Raw genomic sequence first — 19,080 nt, 5'->3', positions numbered from 1 at the left:
AAAGCTGAGACGCCCTGATTTTATCATTTTAAACGAAAATAGGATGTGATATTTTGATTTACCCTTTTAATGGAAAACACCCAGTAATCGCAGAGAGCGCCTATATTGCAGATTATGTAACCATAACAGGCGATGTTACGATTGGTGAATACAGTTCTATCTGGTTTAACACGTCGATACGCGGAGATGTCTCTCCTACTATCATTGGCAAACGCGTCAATGTTCAGGACAACTCGGTTCTTCACCAGAGCCCGAAACGGCCTCTTATATTGGAGGACGGAGTAACCGTAGGACACAGCGTAATCTTACACAGCAGTATTATTCGAAAAAACGCACTCATCGGCATGGGATCTCTAATCCTTGATGGGGCTGAAATTGGTGAAGGAGCGTTCATCGGGGCCGGCAGCCTCGTACCACCAGGCAAAAAAATCCCCCCCAACACACTTGCTTTTGGCCGTCCGGCAAAAGTCATCCGTGAACTGAATGCGGAAGATATTGCCGACATGGACAGGATCCGCCGTGAATACCAAGAAAAAGGGCAATATTATAAATCTCTTTCAGAAACAGACTGACGCTCCCCGTTAAACTCTATTAGATTCCCGTCTGGATCGCTGACATAAACCTGATGCCAAGGTGTCTTATTTTCCGGCTTATTTAAATAAGGAATATGATGGTGGTCCAGTTTTTTTAATAACCTTGGAATATCTTTGACACGGACGGCAAAATGGCCGTCTCTGCTGTCCAATTCATCGGTTCCTCTCAATGCTTTTCCTTTTGGATTCGTGATCAAATGCAGCTGTGTCCCCCCAAAATCATACCAAACACCAGGAAACGCGAACTGCGGGCGCTCTTCGCTTGCCGAAAAGCCCAAAATCCCCTCGTAAAAATAAAGCGCCTTTTTTAAATCTGTAACAACCAGTGATACGTGGTGAACTCCTTCGTACATGGTTTCTCCTTTCGTCTCTCAGTGATTTTCCGTTCGTCTAATTTCCTGTTCCTGATAAATCATACCATAAGATGATTTCTTATTTAAACGGTAGGCTCTGTACCGATAAAAAAGACATAATCCACACCGTTAGAAAATAGTTTAGAAAGAGTACTATGTTTGGAGGTGAACCGTTTGAAATATGTAAAATCCTATGTTCCTTACCACAGCCCTTTCGATCCCTGCCCTCCTATTGGAAAAAAATATTATCGCACTCCTCCGCATTTGTATATGACATTTCAACCGTACAACCTGCCCCAGTTCTCACCGCAAGAGGCCTTAAAAAAAGGGACACTTTGGCCTGCACTTTATGATTACTATGAAAATCCATATGACAGGAGGAGTTGAACCGGAATGGAAACGAACCTTCCAGCTGAGTACTATCAGCTCCTAGAGGAATTGCAGGCGGTGGACTTTGTCCTTGTCGAATTGACACTTTATTTGGATACCCATCCAAATGACACGGCCAGCATACAGCAGTTCAATCACTATGCCCAGGAAAGAAAGAAGCTCAAGAAAGCCATCGAGTCCAAATATGGGCCGATGCAGCAATATGGGAACAGTTATTCAGGAACTCCGTGGGATTGGAACAAAGCACCCTGGCCGTGGCAAGTTTAAATGTAAAAGCATGGGAGGACCACTATGTGGATTTATGAAAAAAAACTGCAGTATCCCGTTAAGGTCAGTACATGCAATCCGAGGCTTGCTAAGTTTTTGGTTGAACAATACGGCGGAGCAGACGGGGAGCTCGCAGCGGCATTACGGTATTTGAATCAGCGGTATACAATACCCGACAAGGTCATTGGCTTGTTAACCGACATAGGAACAGAGGAGTTTGCCCATCTTGAAATGATTGCCACGATGATCTATAAATTAACAAAGGATGCCACTCCCCAGCAAATGCGCGATGCCGGACTAGACGCGCACTATGCCAACCATGACAGCGCACTTTTTTATCATAATGCGGACGGTGTCCCATTTACGGCAGCTTATATTCAAGCCAAAGGAGACCCGATCGCCGACCTTTACGAAGACATTGCGGCAGAGGAAAAAGCACGAGCTACTTATCAATGGCTCATCGATATGTCCGATGATCCAGATCTCAACGACGGGCTTAGATTTTTGCGGGAAAGGGAGATCATCCACTCCTTGCGGTTTCGTGAAGCGGTTGAAATCCTTAAACAAGAACGTGATCAGAAGGTTTTCTTTTAACCTCTATTCGCTAAAAGCCGTGAACCGCTGGAATCCTTTCCAGACGGTTTTTTCATTTATTAACAATTTCTTCACACTGCCTTTAAACATCTTCAATATTCCTCTTGTACGCTGAAAGAGAAATCGTTATAAAGCAAGGAGGACTTCCATGGCAAGAGTAACCGGCTGGATCTATGAAAAGGAATGTGATGTGTTTAAATGGGTGAACGGCCGACTGCAGCACCGTTTGCTGGACAAGTATTTCAATGTGATCACACATCTTGGCGGAGCGACATGCACGATTCTAACTACACTGCTTCTCCTGCTTTCTGTTCCTGCCGATCTCAAGAAATTTGCTGCAGCAGGAGTTCTGTCTCTTGTTCTCAGCCACATTCCGGTGGCGATCTCCAAGAAATGCTATCCGCGGAAACGTCCTTATTTAATGATTCCGGGTACTAAGACCTTCAGCAATCCACTGAAGGACCACTCCTTCCCTTCAGGGCATACGACCGCAATTTTTTCGGTCATCGTCCCGCTCGCCTTTATCCACCCCGGATTGCTCGCCATTCTGCTTCCGCTCGGATTATCAGTTGGCATGTCGCGTATGTACCTTGGCCTTCATTATCCAACAGATGTACTCGCTGGAATGATCCTTGGGATCAGTTCAGGAATTTTTTCCGTGTTCTTGTTTAATGTTTATCTCGTTCCTTACTTTTTATAAAAATTAGGAGGGGTTACATGAAAAAAGCACCACAGGAAGACCGTTTGATGATTGTGAAAGAAATCAGGCCCAATCTCAATCCAAGCATCACACCACCTGCAATCTTCAAGCTTCCTGTATTCATGAAACCCTTCGAGCATAAACCTCCAGATATAATGTAAAGGTGTCTGGCACGTAATTTAATACGTAAAAAAACCGGCCCTGCGGCCGGCTTTTTCATGTGATTATGCCTTAGCTTGTTCTTTAAGTGCTGCGGCTTTGTCCGTTTTTTCCCAAGGAAGCTCAACATCTGTACGGCCGAAGTGTCCGTAAGCCGCTGTCTGTTTGTAGATCGGACGGCGAAGGTCGAGCATTTTGATGATTCCAGCAGGACGAAGATCAAAGTTTTTGCGAACAAGATCAACGAGTACTTCTTCAGAAACTTTTCCAGTTTCAAATGTGTTAACCGCAATGGATACAGGCTGTGCAACGCCGATCGCGTAGGCAAGCTGTACTTCAACTTTGTCAGCGAGGCCTGAGGCAACGATGTTCTTCGCTACATAACGGGCAGCGTAAGCCGCAGAACGGTCAACTTTAGTTGCATCTTTACCGGAGAATGCTCCGCCGCCGTGGCGAGCATATCCGCCGTACGTATCAACAATGATCTTACGTCCAGTCAATCCCGCGTCCCCTTGTGGACCGCCGATAACGAAACGGCCTGTCGGATTGATGAAGTATTTTGTGTTTTCGTCGATCAATTCTGATGGTACAACAGGCTTGATGACTTGTTCTTTAATGTCTGATTGAATTTGCTCAAGTGTAATTTCAGGGTGGTGCTGAGTTGAGATAACGATCGTATCGATTCGAACCGGTTTGTCATTCTCATCATATTCCACTGTTACTTGCGTTTTACCATCCGGACGAAGGTAAGGAACCTCTTCTGTTTTACGCACTTCAGCCAATCGGCGGGACAGACGGTGTGCCAAAGAAATCGGAAGCGGCATAAGTTCAGGTGTTTCATTATTCGCATAACCGAACATTAGACCTTGGTCACCAGCACCGATCGCTTCGATTTCTTCATCAGTCATCGAACCTTCCCTAGCTTCAAGCGCTTGGTCAACACCCATCGCGATATCCGCTGACTGTTCATCAATTGATGTTAGAACTGCGCATGTTTCAGAATCAAAACCGTATTTTGCGCGGTCATAGCCGATTTCTTTGATCGTTTCGCGAACGACTTTCGGAATATCAACATAAGTAGATGTGGTGATTTCACCAGCAACAAGCACAAGGCCTGTCGTTACGGATGTTTCACAAGCTACACGGGCATTCGGATCGTTAGCCAGTATTTCATCAAGGATGGCATCGGAAATCTGGTCACAAATTTTATCTGGATGTCCTTCTGTAACAGATTCAGATGTAAAAAGACGACGACTTTTAGACAATTGAGATATCCTCCTTCTCTACCGCTAGAATAGAGCAAATTTTAATAAGATACGGTACTCATTCCTATATGTGATACTTCTTTTTATTAATAATTCAGGTTCAAACGATTTTAAGACATAAAAAAAGCCTTTCCCTGACCAAAAAATAACACGAGGGAAAAGGTCTTATGACTACGCCTTCACCTCTTATTTTTCAAGGTTTTTTTCACCTTGCAGGTTAGCACCTTTTCACTTCGCTTGTTAGGTGATGAAGTGTCGGTTGCTGGGTTTCATAGGGCCTGTCCCTCCACCTACTCGGAATAAGAGTAGCCGTTCCCGAAATATAATAGCGCAATTCGACAAACATGTCAACTTGAAAAGCAGCAATTTCCCGCAACCGCCGGGTTCTGCCGATCCGCTAAATTAACGTTTCTCCTATTATATTGGCAGGATTACGCTTTTTTTAAACAAAGAGCCTGATTCATGAACCAATTTACAAACTGTTAAATAAAATAGTATACATTATTAGTTTTAATGTGTTATACTATTTACAAATTTACTTCCGATAATAATGATAAATATATTTCTTAAAAGGATGGTTTTGCGAACATGAATACGGTTGATTTAACGACGACTTTAAACGATATTCTATCCAGTGCGGCTGCTCAAGAAAATCTCCCTGTGCCTATGTTAGTTGAAAAAGCGCTGCTCCGCAATGAAGGAATTTTATCTTCGACCGGTGCTCTCAGGGCCACTACTGGAAAATATACAGGACGCTCTCCTGAAGACAAATTCATCGTGGAAGAAGCGAGTACACGAAATAAAATAAATTGGGGCAAAATCAATAAGCCTTTTAACGAAGAAAAATTTGAAAAGCTCTATAAAAAAGTACTCCATTACTTAGGACAAAAAGAAGAATTATTTGTCTTTAAAGGTTTTGCGGGTGCAGACCACGCATACAGGCTGCCTATTCAGGTCATCAATGAATTCGCTTGGCATAACCTGTTTGCGCACCAAATGTTTATCCGTCCGACAGCTGAGGAGCTAAAAGAAATCGAACCGGGATTCACTGTTATATCTGCACCAGGATTTCAAGCCGACCCTTCAGTAGACGGCACCAATTCCGAAACTTTCATTATTATATCATTTGAAAAGCGTATTGTATTGATCGGAGGTACGGAATATGCAGGAGAAATTAAAAAGTCCATTTTCTCTGTGATGAACTACGTTCTTCCTGAAAAAGGGATCCTTTCTATGCACTGCTCCGCAAACGTAGGACAGGAGGGCGATGTTGCGCTGTTCTTCGGATTATCCGGTACGGGTAAAACCACGCTGTCTGCAGATCCTCATCGTTCCTTGATCGGTGATGACGAACATGGCTGGGCGAATACAGGTGTGTTTAATATTGAAGGCGGCTGCTATGCAAAGTGCATCAACCTTTCTGAAGAAAAAGAACCGCAGATCTGGAATGCCATCCGATTTGGAAGCGTTCTCGAGAATGTCGTCCTTGATTATGAAACACGTGTAGGCGATTATGACGATGGCGCGCTGACAGAAAATACAAGAGCTGCCTATCCGATTCAGGCGATTCCGAATATTATTCAGCCTAGTGTTGCTGGCCACCCTAACACGATTATCTTTTTGACAGCGGATGCTTTCGGCGTTTTGCCTCCAATCAGTAAACTGACAAAAGAGCAGGCTATGTACCATTTCCTTTCCGGCTATACGAGTAAACTTGCCGGAACTGAACGAGGAATCACATCTCCTCAAGCCACCTTCTCAACCTGCTTCGGCGCACCGTTCCTTCCATTGGAAGCAACCGTTTACGCCGAAATGCTAGGAGAAAAAATCGACCATCATGAAGTTGAAGTCTACCTGGTGAATACCGGATGGTCTGGCGGAGAATACGGCGTAGGCAAACGGATGAACCTTTCTTACACAAGAGCTATGGTTCAGGCCGCTCTTCAAGGAGAATTAAAATCAGTTGAAACGGTAACAGACCCTATTTTCGGGCTTCATACACCCGTACATTGCCCTGGTGTTCCTGATCAAGTACTTCAGCCTAAAAGGACTTGGGAGAACCAGGAAGATTACGACCGTAAAGCAAAAGAGCTTGCGAACAAATTCAAAGAAAACTTTTCGAAGTTCAACCATGCTCCTGCAGAAATTAAGAGTGCAGGGCCGCTTGTCTAAAAAGAAAAGCGTAAATATCAGGTGCCAGGCACCCGTTTTTGACACATGTCAAAAGCCGGTGCCTGGCACCTTTTTTAAAAGGAAAATCTCTTTAGTGCGGCAATCGTTGAATACGGGATCACGCATTGGCGCCAACCGAAAAACAGGGAGTACGTTGCGAAACGGTACGAGAAGAGTGCAGCCCGTATTTTTAACGCTCTTATTCAAAAGGGTGCGAACCGTGGAGAGTTTAAACCGATGGCCCCGGTTTATGTTCAACTTTCTGGATGGGGCCGCCATTTCCGCGATTAGTGTGACGCATGACCTCATGCGTACAGGGAAGCAGATGGATCTTTTTGAACCCACATTAAAAATGATGCTCAATGTACAAAAGCCGGACTTGTTAAAAGGGTGACAGCTCCGGCTTTTCTCCGTTTTGCGTTTTCATCCATTCGCAAAAGGCAAACGTGATCTTTCGATTTTCTTGCGGCGGAAAATGATGTGTATATTGCGGATAGAACCATGTTTCTACTCTTTTATTTGGCTCCAGGCATTCTTTGAGCATTAAGGAGTGCTGAAGACCCACATTTTCATCCCGGCACCCGTGGATCAATAAGATGGGGACGTCAAGTCCCTCACAAAAGTATACAGGTGAGCGCAACCTGTAGGCCTCCGGATTTTTAGCGGGAGTGCCGCCTATGACCCTTTTCATCATCTTTCTCAGGTCTACTCGTTCCTCATAGGTAAGAGCCATGTCAGAAACGCCGCCCCAAATGACAACAGAACGAGCTTCAGGAAATCTAAGCGCCGTGAAAAACGCCATCGGACCACCTCTGGAAAACCCAAAGATATGTAATTGCTCCCGATCAACTGAAGGAAGTGATCGGAGCACCTCAAACGCGTGAAACGCATCGTAACGGTCTGCTCCGCAAAAATCTTCACGCCCCTCCCCGCCTTCATTTCCACGATAAAAAGGAGCCATCACTACAAACCCCTGCGAAGCAAGCTGGATGATCCTGGGAATCCGGACCATTCCCACTTTTTTTATCCCCCCTCGCAAATATAAAAATCCCGGAAGCGGACGCTGGTGCTCTGGAATAGCTAACAGCCCTTTTATCGTTAATCCTTCACTTTTATAGGAAACTTTGAATAACGTAATCTGTGGATGCGGTGAAGGAAATCTTTGTGCATGAGTGATCAGGCTGCTTCCTAACAATACGTATCTCTCCTTTTTTCTAATAGGCTAACACACAATTTTTCAACTCACATAAAGTATTACATGAAAAGCAAAACTTCATTCGAACAAAAAGGAGGCACACCCTTGAAACGGATAAAAGCCCATTTCATGCTCTGTTTCACACTGCTTGTTGCCACATGTCTTCTATTTTCGGCATGCTCGTCTGATAACTCCGAAGAACAAAAACGGGACAAAGTGAGGATTGCGGAGGTTACCCGCTCGATTTTCTATGCTCCCCAATATGTTGCCATTGAAAAGGGGTACTTTAAAGATGAAGGCATTGATATCGATCTAAAAACGACGTGGGGCGGCGACAAAACGATGACGGCCCTGCTGTCAAATGGAGCGGATATCGCCCTCGTAGGTTCTGAAACTTCCATTTACGTTGATGCCCAGGGCAGCAGTGACCCAGTCATCAATTTTGCACAGCTGACCCAGACAGACGGAACGTTCCTGGTGGCAAGGAAAAAGCCAAAATATTTTTCCTGGGATCAGTTGAAAGGCAGTACATTCCTCGGCCAAAGGAAGGGCGGAATGCCTCAGATGGCCGGTGAGTACAGTTTGAAGAAGCACGGAATTAACCCACATAAAGATATGAAGCTGATTCAGAACATTGATTATGCGAATATCCCGAACGCCTTTGCTTCAGGAACCGGCGATTATGTACAGCTTTTTGAACCCCAGGCCAGCCTTTTTGAACAAAAAGGCATCGGGTATGTTGTTGCATCCTTTGGAGAAGAATCCGGCAAGCTTCCTTACACGTCTTACATGACAAAACAAAGCTATATGAAAAAAAACAGCGATGTACTCAAACGCTTTACACGGGCACTCTATAAAGCCCAGCTTTATGTGGAAACACATACCGCCAAAGAAACAGCCGCTATTATCGCCCCACACTTTGAAGATACATCGGTTGATCTCATCGAAAAGGTAGTCGACCGCTATAAAGGACAACACAGCTATGCGGTCAATCCAATCCTTGAAGAAGGAGCCTGGAACAATCTGCAATCCGTTATGAAGGAAGCGGGAGAACTTCCCAAAAAAGCAGACTACAACAAACTGGTCAACACCACCTTTTCCCGTGATGCAACGAAATAAACCATAAATATAATGGAGGGATCATAGTGGCCTTCTTACAATTGAAATCGGTTGGTCAAACTTACTTTTCCAAGCAAACGGCCACGACTGCACTGGAGGACATAACTCTCTCTGTTTCGGAGGGAGAGTTTGTTTCTTTTCTCGGACCGAGCGGCTGTGGAAAATCAACGCTGCTATCCATCATCGCAGGACTTCTGCGGCCTACCTCGGGAACTGTTACTCTGCGAAACCAGATCATTAAAGAACCTCATGCCAAAATCGGCTATATGCTGCAGCAAGATTACTTGTTTCCCTGGAAAACCATTAAAGACAACATAATGGTAGGATTAAAGCTTCAAAATTGCCTAACGAAAGAACGTATAGACTATACATTATCACTTATGAAAGAAATCGGACTGCACGATACCCTCGACCAATACCCGAGCGAACTATCCGGCGGAATGAGACAGCGCGTCGCTTTAGTGAGGACACTTGCCACCAGCCCCCAGATCCTGCTGCTGGATGAACCGTTCTCAGCCCTTGACTTCCAGACGAAACTTAAGCTGGAAGACCTGGTTTCCTCTACGCTGAGAGAGCATGGCAAAACAGCTATTCTCGTAACACATGATATCGGTGAAGCGATCGCCATGAGCGACCGGATCATCTTATTTTCCACGAAACCCGGTCGGATCTTCCGAACGTTTCCTGTGTCCGGTCACCTCCGCAAACGTCTGCCTTTTGAAGCACGCCAGCATCCGGATTACACGGTCATGTTTCAGCAAATATGGGAGGAGTTGGAGCAAATTGAACAAAATGATACCGAATAAGGCCCACTCTGACTATTTGCAGAAATTACGAAAGCGAACGATCCAAGTGAAGGTTTCACAGTTCCTGATCTTTATTGTGTTCTTCGGCTTATGGCAATATAGTTCTGATCAGAAATGGATCGATCCCCTCCTTTTTAGCTCCCCGATTAAAATCGTAAAGCTGTTGGCTGAAAAAATTTCTGACGGAACCGTATTCGTTCATATTGGCATGACGCTGACAGAGACCGTTTTCGGTTTTCTGCTCGGTACGCTGATCGGAACTTTGCTGGCCGCTCTGATCTGGTGGTTCCCTTTTCTGTCAAGAGTACTGGATCCCTACTTGGTCGTTCTGAATGCCATGCCTAAGGTTGCCATCGGACCTATTCTGATTGTTGCCCTCGGGCCAAACCTGACATCCATCGTGGCCATGGGGATATTGATCTCAGTCATTATTACAACGATAGTTATCTACACAGCGTTTACGAATGTTGAACCAAATTATGTAAAGGTCATTCGATCATTCGGCGGCACTAAATTCCAGTGCTTTAAAGAGGTCATCCTTCCCGCCTGCTTTCCTGCCATCATTTCCTCGTTAAAAGTCAATGTCGGCTTATCGTGGGTAGGAGTCATTGTGGGAGAATTTCTTGTATCAAAGGAAGGTCTCGGATATCTCATCATCTATGGATTTCAGGTTTTCAACTTCACACTTGTCCTGATGAGCCTTCTGATCATTGCGTTCCTGGCTACCATCATGTATCAGCTGGTAGAAGCACTCGAAAAGAAATTGATCAAAAACCGGATTTCTTGACCAATAACACAAGAAAACAGCAGACTGCTAAACCAGCTGCTGTTTTTATTTTATAAAAATTTTTCTTTTGTATGCTGAAGGCTTTGAATAAGCACTTGATCCTTCATCATAAAACTGAATTTCCTTTCGCCATCAAAGGATTCCGGCAGCGTTTCGAAAAAAACCGGACCATTGGTTTCATAATAACGATCTTTCAGCAAAATTTTATCTACAGTAGCATAATAGATGTTCTTAATAATCATGCCTCCCTTTCCATCCACCTTGTATTGACCAAGATAATGAAGGGAGGATACGTGGCCCCCGGTCTCCTCAAAAACTTCGCGGACCGCAGCTTGATCTGCTGTTTCTCCAGGTTCAACCTTGCCGCCGGGAAATTCGATTCCCCGCCGAGGATGCTCTGTCAAAAGCCATTGCCCCCGGAATCGGCACAGTACCCAGACATGCTTCGGATCTTTTGAGAACGGGTGATCTTCAAAAGAAAGTTTAACCGTGTTGTCGTAGTAATCTTTAAAAATTATCGGTTCCATTGTTTAGTTACTCCAAATCGCTAGGTTATGTCCATTGTAAATAAGGAAGCATACATTTGTCCAATCCCATAAAGGACTTTACTGACTATTATTTTATTTTCTTTTCATTTTTATGAAAAGTGCTGAGTAACCGATTGATGAGCCATCTGAAACAAAAATCATATGCTTAACATACAAAAACGCATGAGGATTCTCATGCGTCTTTTGGCATTAGTTAATGGAGGCAAAAGTAATGACCCAATGGCTATTAACTTTTTCAAAACCAAGTGTTATACTATACTCCCCGTATAAATCACTTTTGTTTTTTTGAATGAGGTGATAGGATGTACCGGATAATTTTTTCAACTCGTAGGGTTTGTCTTTCTCCACCCACGGAGGGAGATCTGTAGGTATGATATATAGTTTGCCGCTTCTTTCTTCGAACATTCCATTCACATAATCGCTTGCTATTTTTTTGGAAGCGATACTGCTTAAATTACGAATAAGTTCCTCTTTGCTGGAATATTCTTTCACTCTATATTGCTCATCAACTTGAGGGGTCAGCTTTTGAATGAATTCCTGAGATAATTTCAAGGCATCCGGTTTAGGAGCAGCTGTTTCCTCTGCTACCGCTCGCTGTTCCATAAATGAAACCGGCTGATCATGTGCGCCTGGTGAATGTGTCAAATAACCCGGAGATGCAAAAACAGCCAACATTACTATTAAAAAACTGGTTGCATAATACTTCACATCGGTTCACCACCCTGTATTTTTTAATAAAATGTGTACTTAAAGTAAAACATTCCTTAAAAGGGGCAAAGGAAAACCTCTTTTTCTAACTCTTTCATTCTGGATGTTTCAGTATTTCTCCAACAATGCGTCTATTCCTTGTTTCTCGGGAAAATCACATCCATACTCCCGCACAAAAAAATACGACTATGACTATAGTCGTATCATGTAAGACGATCTATCCTGCTTTCCGGCTTGCTTTTCCTGAGCTCCTTTTACCCAGTTCATACAATCCTGTAGCAGCAAGTCCAGCGATTCCTCCGGACCACAACCTGAGAACAACCGTCATTTCGGTAAATGGATAAGCAAGAATTCCAACAATGATTCCAATGAAAAAGCTGATTAATGGAATGAACTTTTTCTTTATGGGGAAAGTACGTTTTAACAGCTGTACCAAGCCCGTTACGAGAGGCGTTAAAAGTGAGGCAAACGTCACAATATGTTCCATTCCTCATCCTCCTTTGCTTTTTCATCTTCTTATGTTCAAACTCGGAACGATAGTTAATAAGTTCAACCCCGAACCCGTAAATACCTTCTGTTTAAAAAAATCCGTAATGTCCCAAACCGGTGCAATTCCAACGCATAAACTAAATTTGTTGGAAACGATTTACGTTCCATCAATATGTGCATACTAAGCGAGAGACAGAGAAACAAAGCATAACAGGAGTGAATGGCATGAGAAGAGAAGATGATCTGTATTTAATAATGCTAGAATCCAATGAACTTACATGGTGGGAGTATGCAAGAAAGGTATCACCCAACGTGCGCCCCAAACAGTACAAAACCTATTGGTCTTTTTTAAAAAATAAAGGTAAGCTTCCTAAAAGATTAGTGAAAGAAGCGGAATGGAGAATGGAAGCCCGGAGAAAAGGCTTGCTCGATTCATAAATAAAAAAATAACCCCTCGTTCTGCCCTGAACCCAAATTTGTCAGGACGATTCATTCGCTTTGCCCAATAGTAATAAGTGAGTACTGTCTACTCCATAACGTTTTCCGTATCTTTGTAAGATTCTACTCCATTTAAATAAGCCTGAATGGCGGCTAATTGAGTGTCTAAAGAATATTTAGTCACAAAAAACTGCACCTCCAATTGTTAGTTGTGTCTAACAATTGGGGCGCAGTTCCGTTCTTGGGGTTATTTTTTATTTAATATCCTGTTTTATGTAAAATCACAAGCAAGTCGTTCAGTTTCTTTACCCGGTCATTTTTTGCTTCCCTTAAGCCGAGTTCGATCTCCATTAATTCGGACTGTACAAGTTCTTTCGCATACTTTTGAGACAGCGCCAGATCGGCCAATAACAGTTTGTCATCAACGCTCAGATGATTCATAAAATCCCTCCCTCTATCTATTATAAAGGGATAAAGGGAGGAACGCCGTGCTTAAAATATGGTAATTTCCAATGAATTTACATACTTACGTTGCTGTCCTTTCCTTGCACGGATCTCCATTCTCTTTCCAATTCAGATAATGTAAACTCCTGCAGGAGCCGGTGTTCCGGCAGAATAAAACCATGGTGCAGCAACTTCTGGATAAGAAACTGTTTTCTTTTTTCTACCGCCCGGCGCAATTGTCCTTGTGGAACATTCATCATTGAACAGGCTTCCTTTCGTTTTTATACACAGTTCTGTCCAGGTTTTTCCTTTTACATTCCATGCAGGATACAAAAAAGTCCCTTCAAAGTGAAGGGAACTTCATTATTTGGCCTGCGAATTGCTCCATTCCTCTATTACGGACGGAGGTGCACTCCAGCACAGCCAAGATACCATTGTTTTCAATCCTGATTTACTTACATACCAGTATTCATAGCGTCGTTTCGAAAGGTTTTCATAGATGCCCGTTTTCTTTACTTTTCCATCCATCTTTAACGCCTCCCGTCTTTACACTATAGAATTCTCCCTTACTCTCTAACTTCCTCCTTGAAACATACCCGAAATTCTGACAATTATAATCCTGTTCATCCGACACGTTTCCATGAAAGATAAGGGTATAGTAAAAAGACATCAATTTGTAAGTTGTATTGGAGGATGGTTATGAACGAGAAGTTTTTTGAACTCCCTACCCTGGAACTGGCTAAATCTTTGCTTGGAATGGAGCTGGTTCACGAAACGGACGAAGGGATTGCATCCGGCATCATTGTAGAAACAGAAGCCTATTTAGGGCCTGAAGACATGGCTGCCCATTCATTTGGAGGCAGACGAACGCCAAGGACCGAAATCATGTATGCAGAGCCAGGTTATGTCTATGTCTACTTTATTTACGGGATGCACACCTGTTTTAATATCGTTTCCGGCCCTCTCCATAAGCCGGAAGCCATACTAATACGTGCACTCGAACCGAAAGAAGGCATCCCTTTAATGATGCGCCGCCGCTCATTCGAAATTCCAGTGTTAGATGATGGGGACTGGAAGCCTGGACAATTGAAAAAACTCACGAACGGTCCGGGAAAGCTTTGTAAAGCGTTGGGGATCACTTTAAATGATTACGGACTTAAACTCAATGCGAAGCACCTTTACATTAAAGGCGATACGACGATAACTGAAGTACAGATACTATCAGGCCCACGCATCAACGTGGACTATGCCGGAGAGGCTGCCCAGTATCCTTACCGGTTTTGGATCAAGGACAACATCTGCGTGTCAAAATAAAAGAGCATCCTCTCAGGAATGCTCTTTCAATATTTTTTCTTCAAAATACGGATCATCCGACGGATCTTCATCCGGTTCAAATGGATCGTGAAGCTTTTCATTTAAACAGGCTAAAACAATACCGTCCAACTGAGCAAAGGCTCGAATTCGTTGATTCATCCACAAATGGGCAACCACAAACCATACGAGCAGAAGCAAAACGGTTTTTACTGTACTCTCCTGTGAAAACGAAAGTCCTTCAAGATGAAGAATATCCATGGCAAAGCTGGTAAACATTCCGATCAGAATCCCGATGGCATACCCGACTGGTTTTCCATTCTTCATTGTTCTGGTATTCGTTCTCAAGTACGTATGGAACAGCCGCAGTTCCGTAGACCGCATCTGAATCAATCGGCTGCGCAAATGCTTTAAGTTCGGCAGCAGTCCCCTGGAAATTTCCCGCTTCATCGAGGTTTGCAGAAAAAGGTCTAAATCCGCCGGCGAACCGAGGCTGTTTTTTAATTTTCTATGAATAAAATTATGATAATAATAGTATCGAATCGCAAGCTCAATCATTTTCACCGCGAACATTCCGATGAGAACCGCTGCTGTAAATTGCACCCAAAAATTTTGAAACAAGACTTCGATGAGCACGCCCAGTGCAAAAGAACCAGCTGCAGCTTTTGCCCATAAGAGCTTGCTCACCAATACGATCAGTTGCAAAAATTCATCCACGATAGTTCCTCCTGACAGAAGAATTTCTATGTATCATAATACCATCTTTTTTGGAGGGAAAGGTAAATTTTTACGTTAATTTATGATTCTTATTAATCTTTGCAGCTATTAAGGGGTAGACTAGAGTCATACTGCTCAATTAATTCATAGATTTACCCCGACAGCTTTTTTAATTAGGGCGAAATATATAAGGAATAGACAGAAATTCCTAAATAGGAGGCAGAACGATGAGAATTGTTTTTTTTGAAAAAGGAGACTTAAGTATTATTGTAGGATCTTCCCGATTAAAAGGTGAGTTGACTATAGAACAGATTAAGAATGAAAGCGACAAGAAAGCCAAGGAACTGAGCCAGCTCCTTGGACGTGAAATCGGCTTCATGATTGATATGAACGGCAAACTCGAGAACGATATCAAGCGTTAATTACTTCCAGTGAAGATGCGAATATTTTATCGCACAGCCTCGCTTGCAGCAACAGTATGTGATACATATTAAAAAGACGCTCATCACTTTGCTCTTGCTAGCGAAACAAAACCCCGGACGGGTCAAACCTGTCCGGGGTTTATGCATGAATTGAATACTACCTCAGTTTAAGTTCACCGAGCACCCGTTGAGCGATCCTGTAATACCCTTTAGGATTAGGGTGTATCTGATCGGAGAAATATTCACGCTTTTGAATGCCTGCGAATAGTTCATAGGTGGAGATGTAAGTGGAATTCGGTGTCTCTGCACTGACCTGCTGAATCGACGCGTTCCATCGTTTAATGACGCGGGCAGATACCTCATCATAGAAGTTTTCCGTATAAGGATTATACAATCCGAGAATATAAATATGCGCTCTTTTGTTCTGGCTTCGGAGCTCGGCAGTAATCTTCTCCAGGTTTTGATACAGTACCTTCTGTCCGATTGCCATCTCCTTCTGATTAATATTCCTGAAGTTCCAGCCAGCCGTTTTCCTGTAATCATTGGTTCCGATAAACAAGAAGATGTAGTTCGCCTGGCGCACGGATCTCGATACCATTCCATTGCTCAATTGCTTGTACAGCTGATCAGAACGCTGTCCGCTGATTCCATAGTTATTCAGCACGACCGGACGCTTTAACTCCCTCTGCATCCCCTGTCTGACCAAGCCGATATACCCTTTACGCTTCGGATCTCCTCTTCCATAAGTCAGTGAGTCACCAAGCGCAACAATTCTAATCTGTTTTGGTCTAGGCTGTTTAAGATGTGTGTTCGGTGATTTTTTTTGTTCCCTTCCCTCATGCTTCTCAGGGCTTTTTACAGAGTAAAAAATAAAAACCACTGCCATGGCTGCTACGATAGCAGTCAGGGCATAAATCACCTTTTTTCGGTTCCCCAAAAAAATCCTCCTCTATCTGATAACCGTGAAGCTGTATAAAAACATTCGCTCAGCTATCTTACTGAGTTCCCTTTTGCTAATCCATTAAAACAGCAATCCCGCATCTTTTCAAGTTTTTCATCGATCATAAGAGAAAAAACCCCTCTTACCAAGGAGTTCCCTCTACTTCAAATTATAGTCATCAGATGAATACTCCCGGTCTTCCCACAAATTTTCAATATCGTACTGCCCGGTATCCGATTTTACGAGAGAACTGATGAGCAGCGCGGCGCCTCCGCACACGAAGAAGACCGGCACTAGTACAATCAAAAAGGATCCCATTTCCTCACTCCTCTTCTTTTTCTCATTTATATGAATGAAAGCAAGAGGATATGAGACACGGCATATATGGGATAACAAATATTACTTCTCGTCTTCCCATATGATCCAATCGTTTATTTCAAGCATTTCTATAAATTTAGCGAGCCTTGGAACGACAGGAGCGGCTTCTTCCCCAAACGTCCTCTCCAGTCCGGCAGCGATTTCCTCAATCTTATTTGTGCCGTCGATTCGCGCTGCTACAAACGCACCCAGCGCATCAAGCTTGACCGAAAGAAAAGAGGGCTGCTTTAAAAAACGGATGGAAAACCTTTCTATTGGATTGGTCCGGGGAATCATCAGGTACACCTTTCCTTCCTCCCGGGTCTCCGTATGAATGCCTCGTTTAAACTTTGGAATCATGATTAACAGGTTTTTCTTTGTTTTTTTACGTGATAGGAAAACTCCCATCATTCTGTTTTATCCACTTTCGCTCTGGATGACACCCAATACAGAAGCCAGCAGACAAACAGGAAAATCACAAATGGAATCAATCGGTTGTCCGTCAATGGTGTTGCTGGAATATCGATTTTAAAGAAAATCAGAACAGCGATTAACACACCGAGCAAAGATTCTCCCGCGATGAGACCGGAGGCGAACAGTACGCCTTTATCAGACCTCGCCAAGCGTTCTTCCTTGGATTTCGCACGGGAATCCACAAGCCATCTTACCGCTCCTCCGAACATCACAGGTGCGGAAATATGGACTGGAAGATACAGGCCTACCGCGACTACCAATGAATTAAGTCCTAAGAATTCAATGACGACCGCGATAGCGGCACCGATAAAGATAAGGTTCCATGGTAAATCACCGCCAAAGATCCCCTGAACCAGCACTTTCATGATGGCTGCTTTAGGAGCAGGAAGCTGCTGTGAACCCATCCCATAGGATTGATCTAGAACAATCAAGATAATGCCGATGACTAGACCGGAAGCCACAACGCCGATCATCATGGCCACTTGCTGTTTCCAAGGAGTACCTCCTACAAGATGCCCTGTTTTCAAATCCTGTGAGATATCGCCTGCAACAGCAAGAGCTGTACACACGATAGCCGCAACAGTTAAGGCAGCCTTCATTCCCTCCATACCGTGAAGTCCGGTAACTTTATAAACAAGCGTTACGATTAATAAAGTAGCTATCGTCATACCGGAAACCGGTGAGGAGGAACTTCCGACGATACCGACGATCCTTGAAGCGACAGCCACGAACAAGAATCCGAAAACGGCGATGGCGATCGCCCCGATAAAGCCAACGTTCGTTATAGGAGCGGCACCAATGATGATCACCAATGCGATAATACCTAAAATGACGTATCGGAAAGGCATATCCTTATCAGTACGCTCGATGCCGCTGCTTGCCGCTCCACCCGAAAAGCCCTTCATCGTTTGGGCCGCTGTGGAAATCAATGTCGGCAGCGTTTTAAGGAGTGTGATCAGCCCGGCAACCGCAACGGCCCCGGCACCGATGTATTTAATATAGCTGTCCCAAATGCCCCATGCATCAAGTTTTCCAATCGGATCATGGGCAGGGAAAATGGCGGTTGTGCTGTCCGCGCCAAAAAATGATATGGCAGGAATTAATACGATCCAGGCAAGCAAACCTCCTGCCAGCATTTGTCCAGCGATACGGGGGCCGATAATGTAGCCCACACCGAGAAGAGCCGGAAAAATGTCCATACCCACTACGGCATTTTTAAATTTGCCCACTTGTGTTTCAATTTCGGTTTTGAACAGCATGAAGCCATCGCCCAGTACTTTTACAAGACCTCCAAAAAGAAAGCCGATAGCTACCGTTTTAGCGTTGGCACCTCCCTTTTCCCCTGATTTTAGAACCTCAGCACAGGCTGTTCCTTCAGGATAAGGAAGATTTCCATGTTCTTTCACGATCAGCATCTGCCTCAAGGGAACCATCATAAAAACTCCCAATAGGCCTCCGGTCAGTACGATAAAAATGATAACCGTCTGTGAAAGATCAATATCAAGCAGGAAGAATGCCGGCAGTGTAAAGACGGCGCCAGCACCAATGGCTTCCCCCGCAGTTGTCATGGTTTGTACTATATTGTTTTCAAGGATGGAGTCTCTTCGAAAAATGCCTCTAAGTACTCCCATGGATATAACCGCTGCAGGGATGGAAGCTGAAACGGTCAGTCCTACTTTAAGTCCCAAATATGCATTGGCTGCTCCGAAAACAACAGCCAAAATAATACCAAAAACGATCGCAACCACAGTAAGTTCCGGCAATGAACGTGATGAGGGAACGTAGGGGACAAAGGATGCGGACTTCTCTTGGTTGTTTTTCATCAAAAACAC

The 19,080-nt window shown here is 43.9% G+C and carries 28 protein-coding genes and 1 riboswitch; of the genes, 14 read left to right on the top strand and 14 right to left on the bottom strand.

Annotation, left to right across the window (positions count from 1 at the left end; genetic code table 11):
• Positions 1–53 precede the first annotated feature (53 nt).
• The gene (locus QYF49_RS05710; protein ID WP_290398633.1) at positions 54–572 is read left to right on the top strand and encodes a gamma carbonic anhydrase; all 519 of its coding nucleotides are present in this window, start codon (positions 54–56) and stop codon (positions 570–572) included.
• Here QYF49_RS05710 and QYF49_RS05705 read toward each other — a convergent pair.
• Positions 545–946, bottom strand: a complete 402-nt coding sequence (locus QYF49_RS05705) for a VOC family protein (RefSeq protein WP_290398632.1) — start codon at positions 944–946, stop codon at positions 545–547. The two genes, QYF49_RS05710 and QYF49_RS05705, sit on opposite strands and share 28 nt — an antisense overlap.
• A gap of 174 nt (positions 947–1,120) precedes the next feature.
• Between QYF49_RS05705 and QYF49_RS05700 the strand changes: the two genes are divergently transcribed.
• From QYF49_RS05700 to QYF49_RS05680, 5 genes are all read left to right on the top strand, one after another.
• On the top strand, positions 1,121–1,333 hold the full coding sequence (locus QYF49_RS05700; protein ID WP_290398631.1) for a spore coat associated protein CotJA: 213 nt from the start codon (positions 1,121–1,123) through the stop codon (positions 1,331–1,333).
• 6 nt (positions 1,334–1,339) lie between these two features.
• Positions 1,340–1,603: a spore coat protein CotJB gene (locus QYF49_RS05695; protein ID WP_290398630.1), complete on the top strand. Its 264-nt coding sequence runs from the start codon at positions 1,340–1,342 to the stop codon at positions 1,601–1,603.
• Between the two features lie 24 nt (positions 1,604–1,627).
• Positions 1,628–2,197 carry a manganese catalase family protein gene (locus tag QYF49_RS05690; protein WP_290398629.1) on the top strand — a complete coding sequence of 190 codons (570 nt, stop codon included), beginning with the start codon at positions 1,628–1,630 and terminating at the stop codon, positions 2,195–2,197.
• 148 nt (positions 2,198–2,345) lie between these two features.
• Complete coding sequence (locus tag QYF49_RS05685) at positions 2,346–2,897, top strand: phosphatase PAP2 family protein (RefSeq protein WP_290398628.1); 552 nt, start codon at positions 2,346–2,348, stop codon at positions 2,895–2,897.
• Between the two features lie 17 nt (positions 2,898–2,914).
• Positions 2,915–3,058 carry a hypothetical protein gene (locus QYF49_RS05680; RefSeq protein WP_290398627.1) on the top strand — a complete coding sequence of 48 codons (144 nt, stop codon included), beginning with the start codon at positions 2,915–2,917 and terminating at the stop codon, positions 3,056–3,058.
• Between the two features lie 63 nt (positions 3,059–3,121).
• Here the strand turns inward: QYF49_RS05680 and metK are convergent, their stop codons facing one another.
• Positions 3,122–4,321, bottom strand: coding sequence for a methionine adenosyltransferase (gene metK, locus QYF49_RS05675; protein ID WP_290398626.1), 1,200 nt, complete (start codon positions 4,319–4,321; stop codon positions 3,122–3,124).
• 183 nt (positions 4,322–4,504) lie between these two features.
• Positions 4,505–4,627: riboswitch (SAM riboswitch) on the bottom strand.
• Between the two features lie 282 nt (positions 4,628–4,909).
• On the opposite strand from metK, the gene pckA reads away from it, so the two are divergent.
• A complete protein-coding gene (gene pckA, locus QYF49_RS05670) occupies positions 4,910–6,493 on the top strand; it encodes a phosphoenolpyruvate carboxykinase (ATP) (RefSeq protein WP_290398625.1) in 1,584 nt (527 codons plus the stop codon).
• A gap of 102 nt (positions 6,494–6,595) precedes the next feature.
• Positions 6,596–6,784 carry a hypothetical protein gene (locus QYF49_RS25670; protein ID WP_354005811.1) on the top strand — a complete coding sequence of 63 codons (189 nt, stop codon included), beginning with the start codon at positions 6,596–6,598 and terminating at the stop codon, positions 6,782–6,784.
• Positions 6,785–6,875: 91 nt separating this feature from the next.
• On the opposite strand, the gene QYF49_RS05660 is transcribed toward QYF49_RS25670, so the two are convergent.
• Complete coding sequence (locus tag QYF49_RS05660; protein WP_290399058.1) at positions 6,876–7,673, bottom strand: alpha/beta hydrolase family protein; 798 nt, start codon at positions 7,671–7,673, stop codon at positions 6,876–6,878.
• Positions 7,674–7,793: 120 nt separating this feature from the next.
• On the opposite strand from QYF49_RS05660, the gene QYF49_RS05655 reads away from it, so the two are divergent.
• From QYF49_RS05655 to QYF49_RS05645, 3 genes are read left to right on the top strand one after another with little or no spacing between them, the layout of a single operon-like run.
• A complete protein-coding gene (locus QYF49_RS05655; RefSeq protein ID WP_425589548.1) occupies positions 7,794–8,807 on the top strand; it encodes an ABC transporter substrate-binding protein in 1,014 nt (337 codons plus the stop codon).
• A gap of 26 nt (positions 8,808–8,833) precedes the next feature.
• A complete protein-coding gene (locus QYF49_RS05650; RefSeq protein WP_290398623.1) occupies positions 8,834–9,613 on the top strand; it encodes an ABC transporter ATP-binding protein in 780 nt (259 codons plus the stop codon).
• Positions 9,600–10,400, top strand: coding sequence for an ABC transporter permease (locus QYF49_RS05645; RefSeq protein ID WP_290399056.1), 801 nt, complete (start codon positions 9,600–9,602; stop codon positions 10,398–10,400). The genes QYF49_RS05650 and QYF49_RS05645 overlap by 14 nt, the downstream gene beginning before the upstream one ends.
• 50 nt (positions 10,401–10,450) lie before the next feature.
• Here QYF49_RS05645 and ytkD read toward each other — a convergent pair whose 3' ends face one another.
• From ytkD to QYF49_RS05630, 3 genes are all read right to left on the bottom strand, one after another.
• On the bottom strand, positions 10,451–10,927 hold the full coding sequence (ytkD, locus tag QYF49_RS05640; RefSeq protein ID WP_290398622.1) for an RNA deprotection pyrophosphohydrolase: 477 nt from the start codon (positions 10,925–10,927) through the stop codon (positions 10,451–10,453).
• A gap of 210 nt (positions 10,928–11,137) precedes the next feature.
• Positions 11,138–11,656, bottom strand: coding sequence for a hypothetical protein (locus QYF49_RS05635; RefSeq protein WP_290398621.1), 519 nt, complete (start codon positions 11,654–11,656; stop codon positions 11,138–11,140).
• Between the two features lie 217 nt (positions 11,657–11,873).
• Positions 11,874–12,143: a holin gene (locus tag QYF49_RS05630; RefSeq protein WP_290398620.1), complete on the bottom strand. Its 270-nt coding sequence runs from the start codon at positions 12,141–12,143 to the stop codon at positions 11,874–11,876.
• A gap of 227 nt (positions 12,144–12,370) precedes the next feature.
• Here QYF49_RS05630 and QYF49_RS05625 point away from each other — a divergent pair, with 227 nt between their 5' ends.
• On the top strand, positions 12,371–12,583 hold the full coding sequence (locus QYF49_RS05625) for a hypothetical protein (protein ID WP_090235103.1): 213 nt from the start codon (positions 12,371–12,373) through the stop codon (positions 12,581–12,583).
• A gap of 258 nt (positions 12,584–12,841) precedes the next feature.
• Here the strand turns inward: QYF49_RS05625 and abbA are convergent, their stop codons facing one another.
• The 3 genes from abbA to QYF49_RS05610 form a co-directional block, all read right to left on the bottom strand.
• Entirely contained in the window at positions 12,842–13,024 is a 183-nt protein-coding gene (abbA, locus tag QYF49_RS05620) for an antirepressor AbbA (protein WP_290398619.1), read from the bottom strand.
• A gap of 77 nt (positions 13,025–13,101) precedes the next feature.
• Positions 13,102–13,287 (bottom strand): Fur-regulated basic protein FbpA, encoded by a 186-nt coding sequence (locus tag QYF49_RS05615; protein WP_290398618.1) that lies wholly within the window; start codon positions 13,285–13,287, stop codon positions 13,102–13,104.
• Between the two features lie 103 nt (positions 13,288–13,390).
• Entirely contained in the window at positions 13,391–13,555 is a 165-nt protein-coding gene (locus tag QYF49_RS05610) for a hypothetical protein (RefSeq protein WP_290398617.1), read from the bottom strand.
• A gap of 165 nt (positions 13,556–13,720) precedes the next feature.
• On the opposite strand from QYF49_RS05610, the gene QYF49_RS05605 reads away from it, so the two are divergent.
• Positions 13,721–14,341, top strand: coding sequence for a DNA-3-methyladenine glycosylase (locus tag QYF49_RS05605; protein WP_290398616.1), 621 nt, complete (start codon positions 13,721–13,723; stop codon positions 14,339–14,341).
• 12 nt (positions 14,342–14,353) lie between these two features.
• Here the strand turns inward: QYF49_RS05605 and QYF49_RS05600 are convergent, their stop codons facing one another.
• A complete protein-coding gene (locus QYF49_RS05600; protein WP_290398615.1) occupies positions 14,354–15,055 on the bottom strand; it encodes a hypothetical protein in 702 nt (233 codons plus the stop codon).
• Positions 15,056–15,282: 227 nt separating this feature from the next.
• Here QYF49_RS05600 and QYF49_RS05595 point away from each other — a divergent pair, with 227 nt between their 5' ends.
• Positions 15,283–15,477 (top strand): hypothetical protein, encoded by a 195-nt coding sequence (locus QYF49_RS05595; protein WP_290398614.1) that lies wholly within the window; start codon positions 15,283–15,285, stop codon positions 15,475–15,477.
• A 157-nt stretch (positions 15,478–15,634) separates the two neighbouring features.
• On the opposite strand, the gene QYF49_RS05590 is transcribed toward QYF49_RS05595, so the two are convergent.
• From QYF49_RS05590 to QYF49_RS05575, 4 genes are all read right to left on the bottom strand, one after another.
• Entirely contained in the window at positions 15,635–16,414 is a 780-nt protein-coding gene (locus QYF49_RS05590; protein ID WP_290398613.1) for a GDSL-type esterase/lipase family protein, read from the bottom strand.
• A 162-nt stretch (positions 16,415–16,576) separates the two neighbouring features.
• Positions 16,577–16,735 (bottom strand): hypothetical protein, encoded by a 159-nt coding sequence (locus QYF49_RS05585; RefSeq protein ID WP_290398612.1) that lies wholly within the window; start codon positions 16,733–16,735, stop codon positions 16,577–16,579.
• Between the two features lie 81 nt (positions 16,736–16,816).
• On the bottom strand, positions 16,817–17,185 hold the full coding sequence (locus tag QYF49_RS05580; protein WP_290398611.1) for a PqqD family protein: 369 nt from the start codon (positions 17,183–17,185) through the stop codon (positions 16,817–16,819).
• Entirely contained in the window at positions 17,182–19,071 is a 1,890-nt protein-coding gene (locus QYF49_RS05575) for an OPT family oligopeptide transporter (RefSeq protein ID WP_290398610.1), read from the bottom strand. Before QYF49_RS05575 ends, QYF49_RS05580 begins: the two co-directional genes overlap by 4 nt.
• Between the last annotated feature and the right edge of the window lie 9 nt (positions 19,072–19,080).

Origin of the sequence: Fictibacillus terranigra (genome assembly GCF_030412265.1) — a bacterium.
Taxonomy (GTDB): Bacteria; Bacillota; Bacilli; order Bacillales; family Fictibacillaceae; genus Fictibacillus_C; species Fictibacillus_C terrinigri.
Note: the sequence above shows the minus strand (reverse complement) of the source record. Positions and strands in the feature narration are given on the sequence as shown.

Coding starts and splice junctions, on each gene's coding strand:
- QYF49_RS05705 (WP_290398632.1), bottom strand. CDS start 946: ATGTACGAAGGAGTTCACCACGTATCACTGGTTGTTACAGATTTAAAA.
- QYF49_RS05695 (WP_290398630.1), top strand. CDS start 1,340: ATGGAAACGAACCTTCCAGCTGAGTACTATCAGCTCCTAGAGGAATTG.
- QYF49_RS05690 (WP_290398629.1), top strand. CDS start 1,628: ATGTGGATTTATGAAAAAAAACTGCAGTATCCCGTTAAGGTCAGTACA.
- QYF49_RS05685 (WP_290398628.1), top strand. CDS start 2,346: ATGGCAAGAGTAACCGGCTGGATCTATGAAAAGGAATGTGATGTGTTT.
- QYF49_RS05680 (WP_290398627.1), top strand. CDS start 2,915: ATGAAAAAAGCACCACAGGAAGACCGTTTGATGATTGTGAAAGAAATC.
- pckA (WP_290398625.1), top strand. CDS start 4,910: ATGAATACGGTTGATTTAACGACGACTTTAAACGATATTCTATCCAGT.
- QYF49_RS05645 (WP_290399056.1), top strand. CDS start 9,600: ATGATACCGAATAAGGCCCACTCTGACTATTTGCAGAAATTACGAAAG.
- ytkD (WP_290398622.1), bottom strand. CDS start 10,927: ATGGAACCGATAATTTTTAAAGATTACTACGACAACACGGTTAAACTT.
- QYF49_RS05630 (WP_290398620.1), bottom strand. CDS start 12,143: ATGGAACATATTGTGACGTTTGCCTCACTTTTAACGCCTCTCGTAACG.
- QYF49_RS05625 (WP_090235103.1), top strand. CDS start 12,371: ATGAGAAGAGAAGATGATCTGTATTTAATAATGCTAGAATCCAATGAA.
- abbA (WP_290398619.1), bottom strand. CDS start 13,024: ATGAATCATCTGAGCGTTGATGACAAACTGTTATTGGCCGATCTGGCG.
- QYF49_RS05615 (WP_290398618.1), bottom strand. CDS start 13,287: ATGATGAATGTTCCACAAGGACAATTGCGCCGGGCGGTAGAAAAAAGA.
- QYF49_RS05610 (WP_290398617.1), bottom strand. CDS start 13,555: ATGGATGGAAAAGTAAAGAAAACGGGCATCTATGAAAACCTTTCGAAA.
- QYF49_RS05605 (WP_290398616.1), top strand. CDS start 13,721: ATGGTTATGAACGAGAAGTTTTTTGAACTCCCTACCCTGGAACTGGCT.
- QYF49_RS05595 (WP_290398614.1), top strand. CDS start 15,283: ATGAGAATTGTTTTTTTTGAAAAAGGAGACTTAAGTATTATTGTAGGA.
- QYF49_RS05585 (WP_290398612.1), bottom strand. CDS start 16,735: ATGGGATCCTTTTTGATTGTACTAGTGCCGGTCTTCTTCGTGTGCGGA.
- QYF49_RS05580 (WP_290398611.1), bottom strand. CDS start 17,185: ATGATGGGAGTTTTCCTATCACGTAAAAAAACAAAGAAAAACCTGTTA.
- QYF49_RS05575 (WP_290398610.1), bottom strand. CDS start 19,071: ATGAAAAACAACCAAGAGAAGTCCGCATCCTTTGTCCCCTACGTTCCC.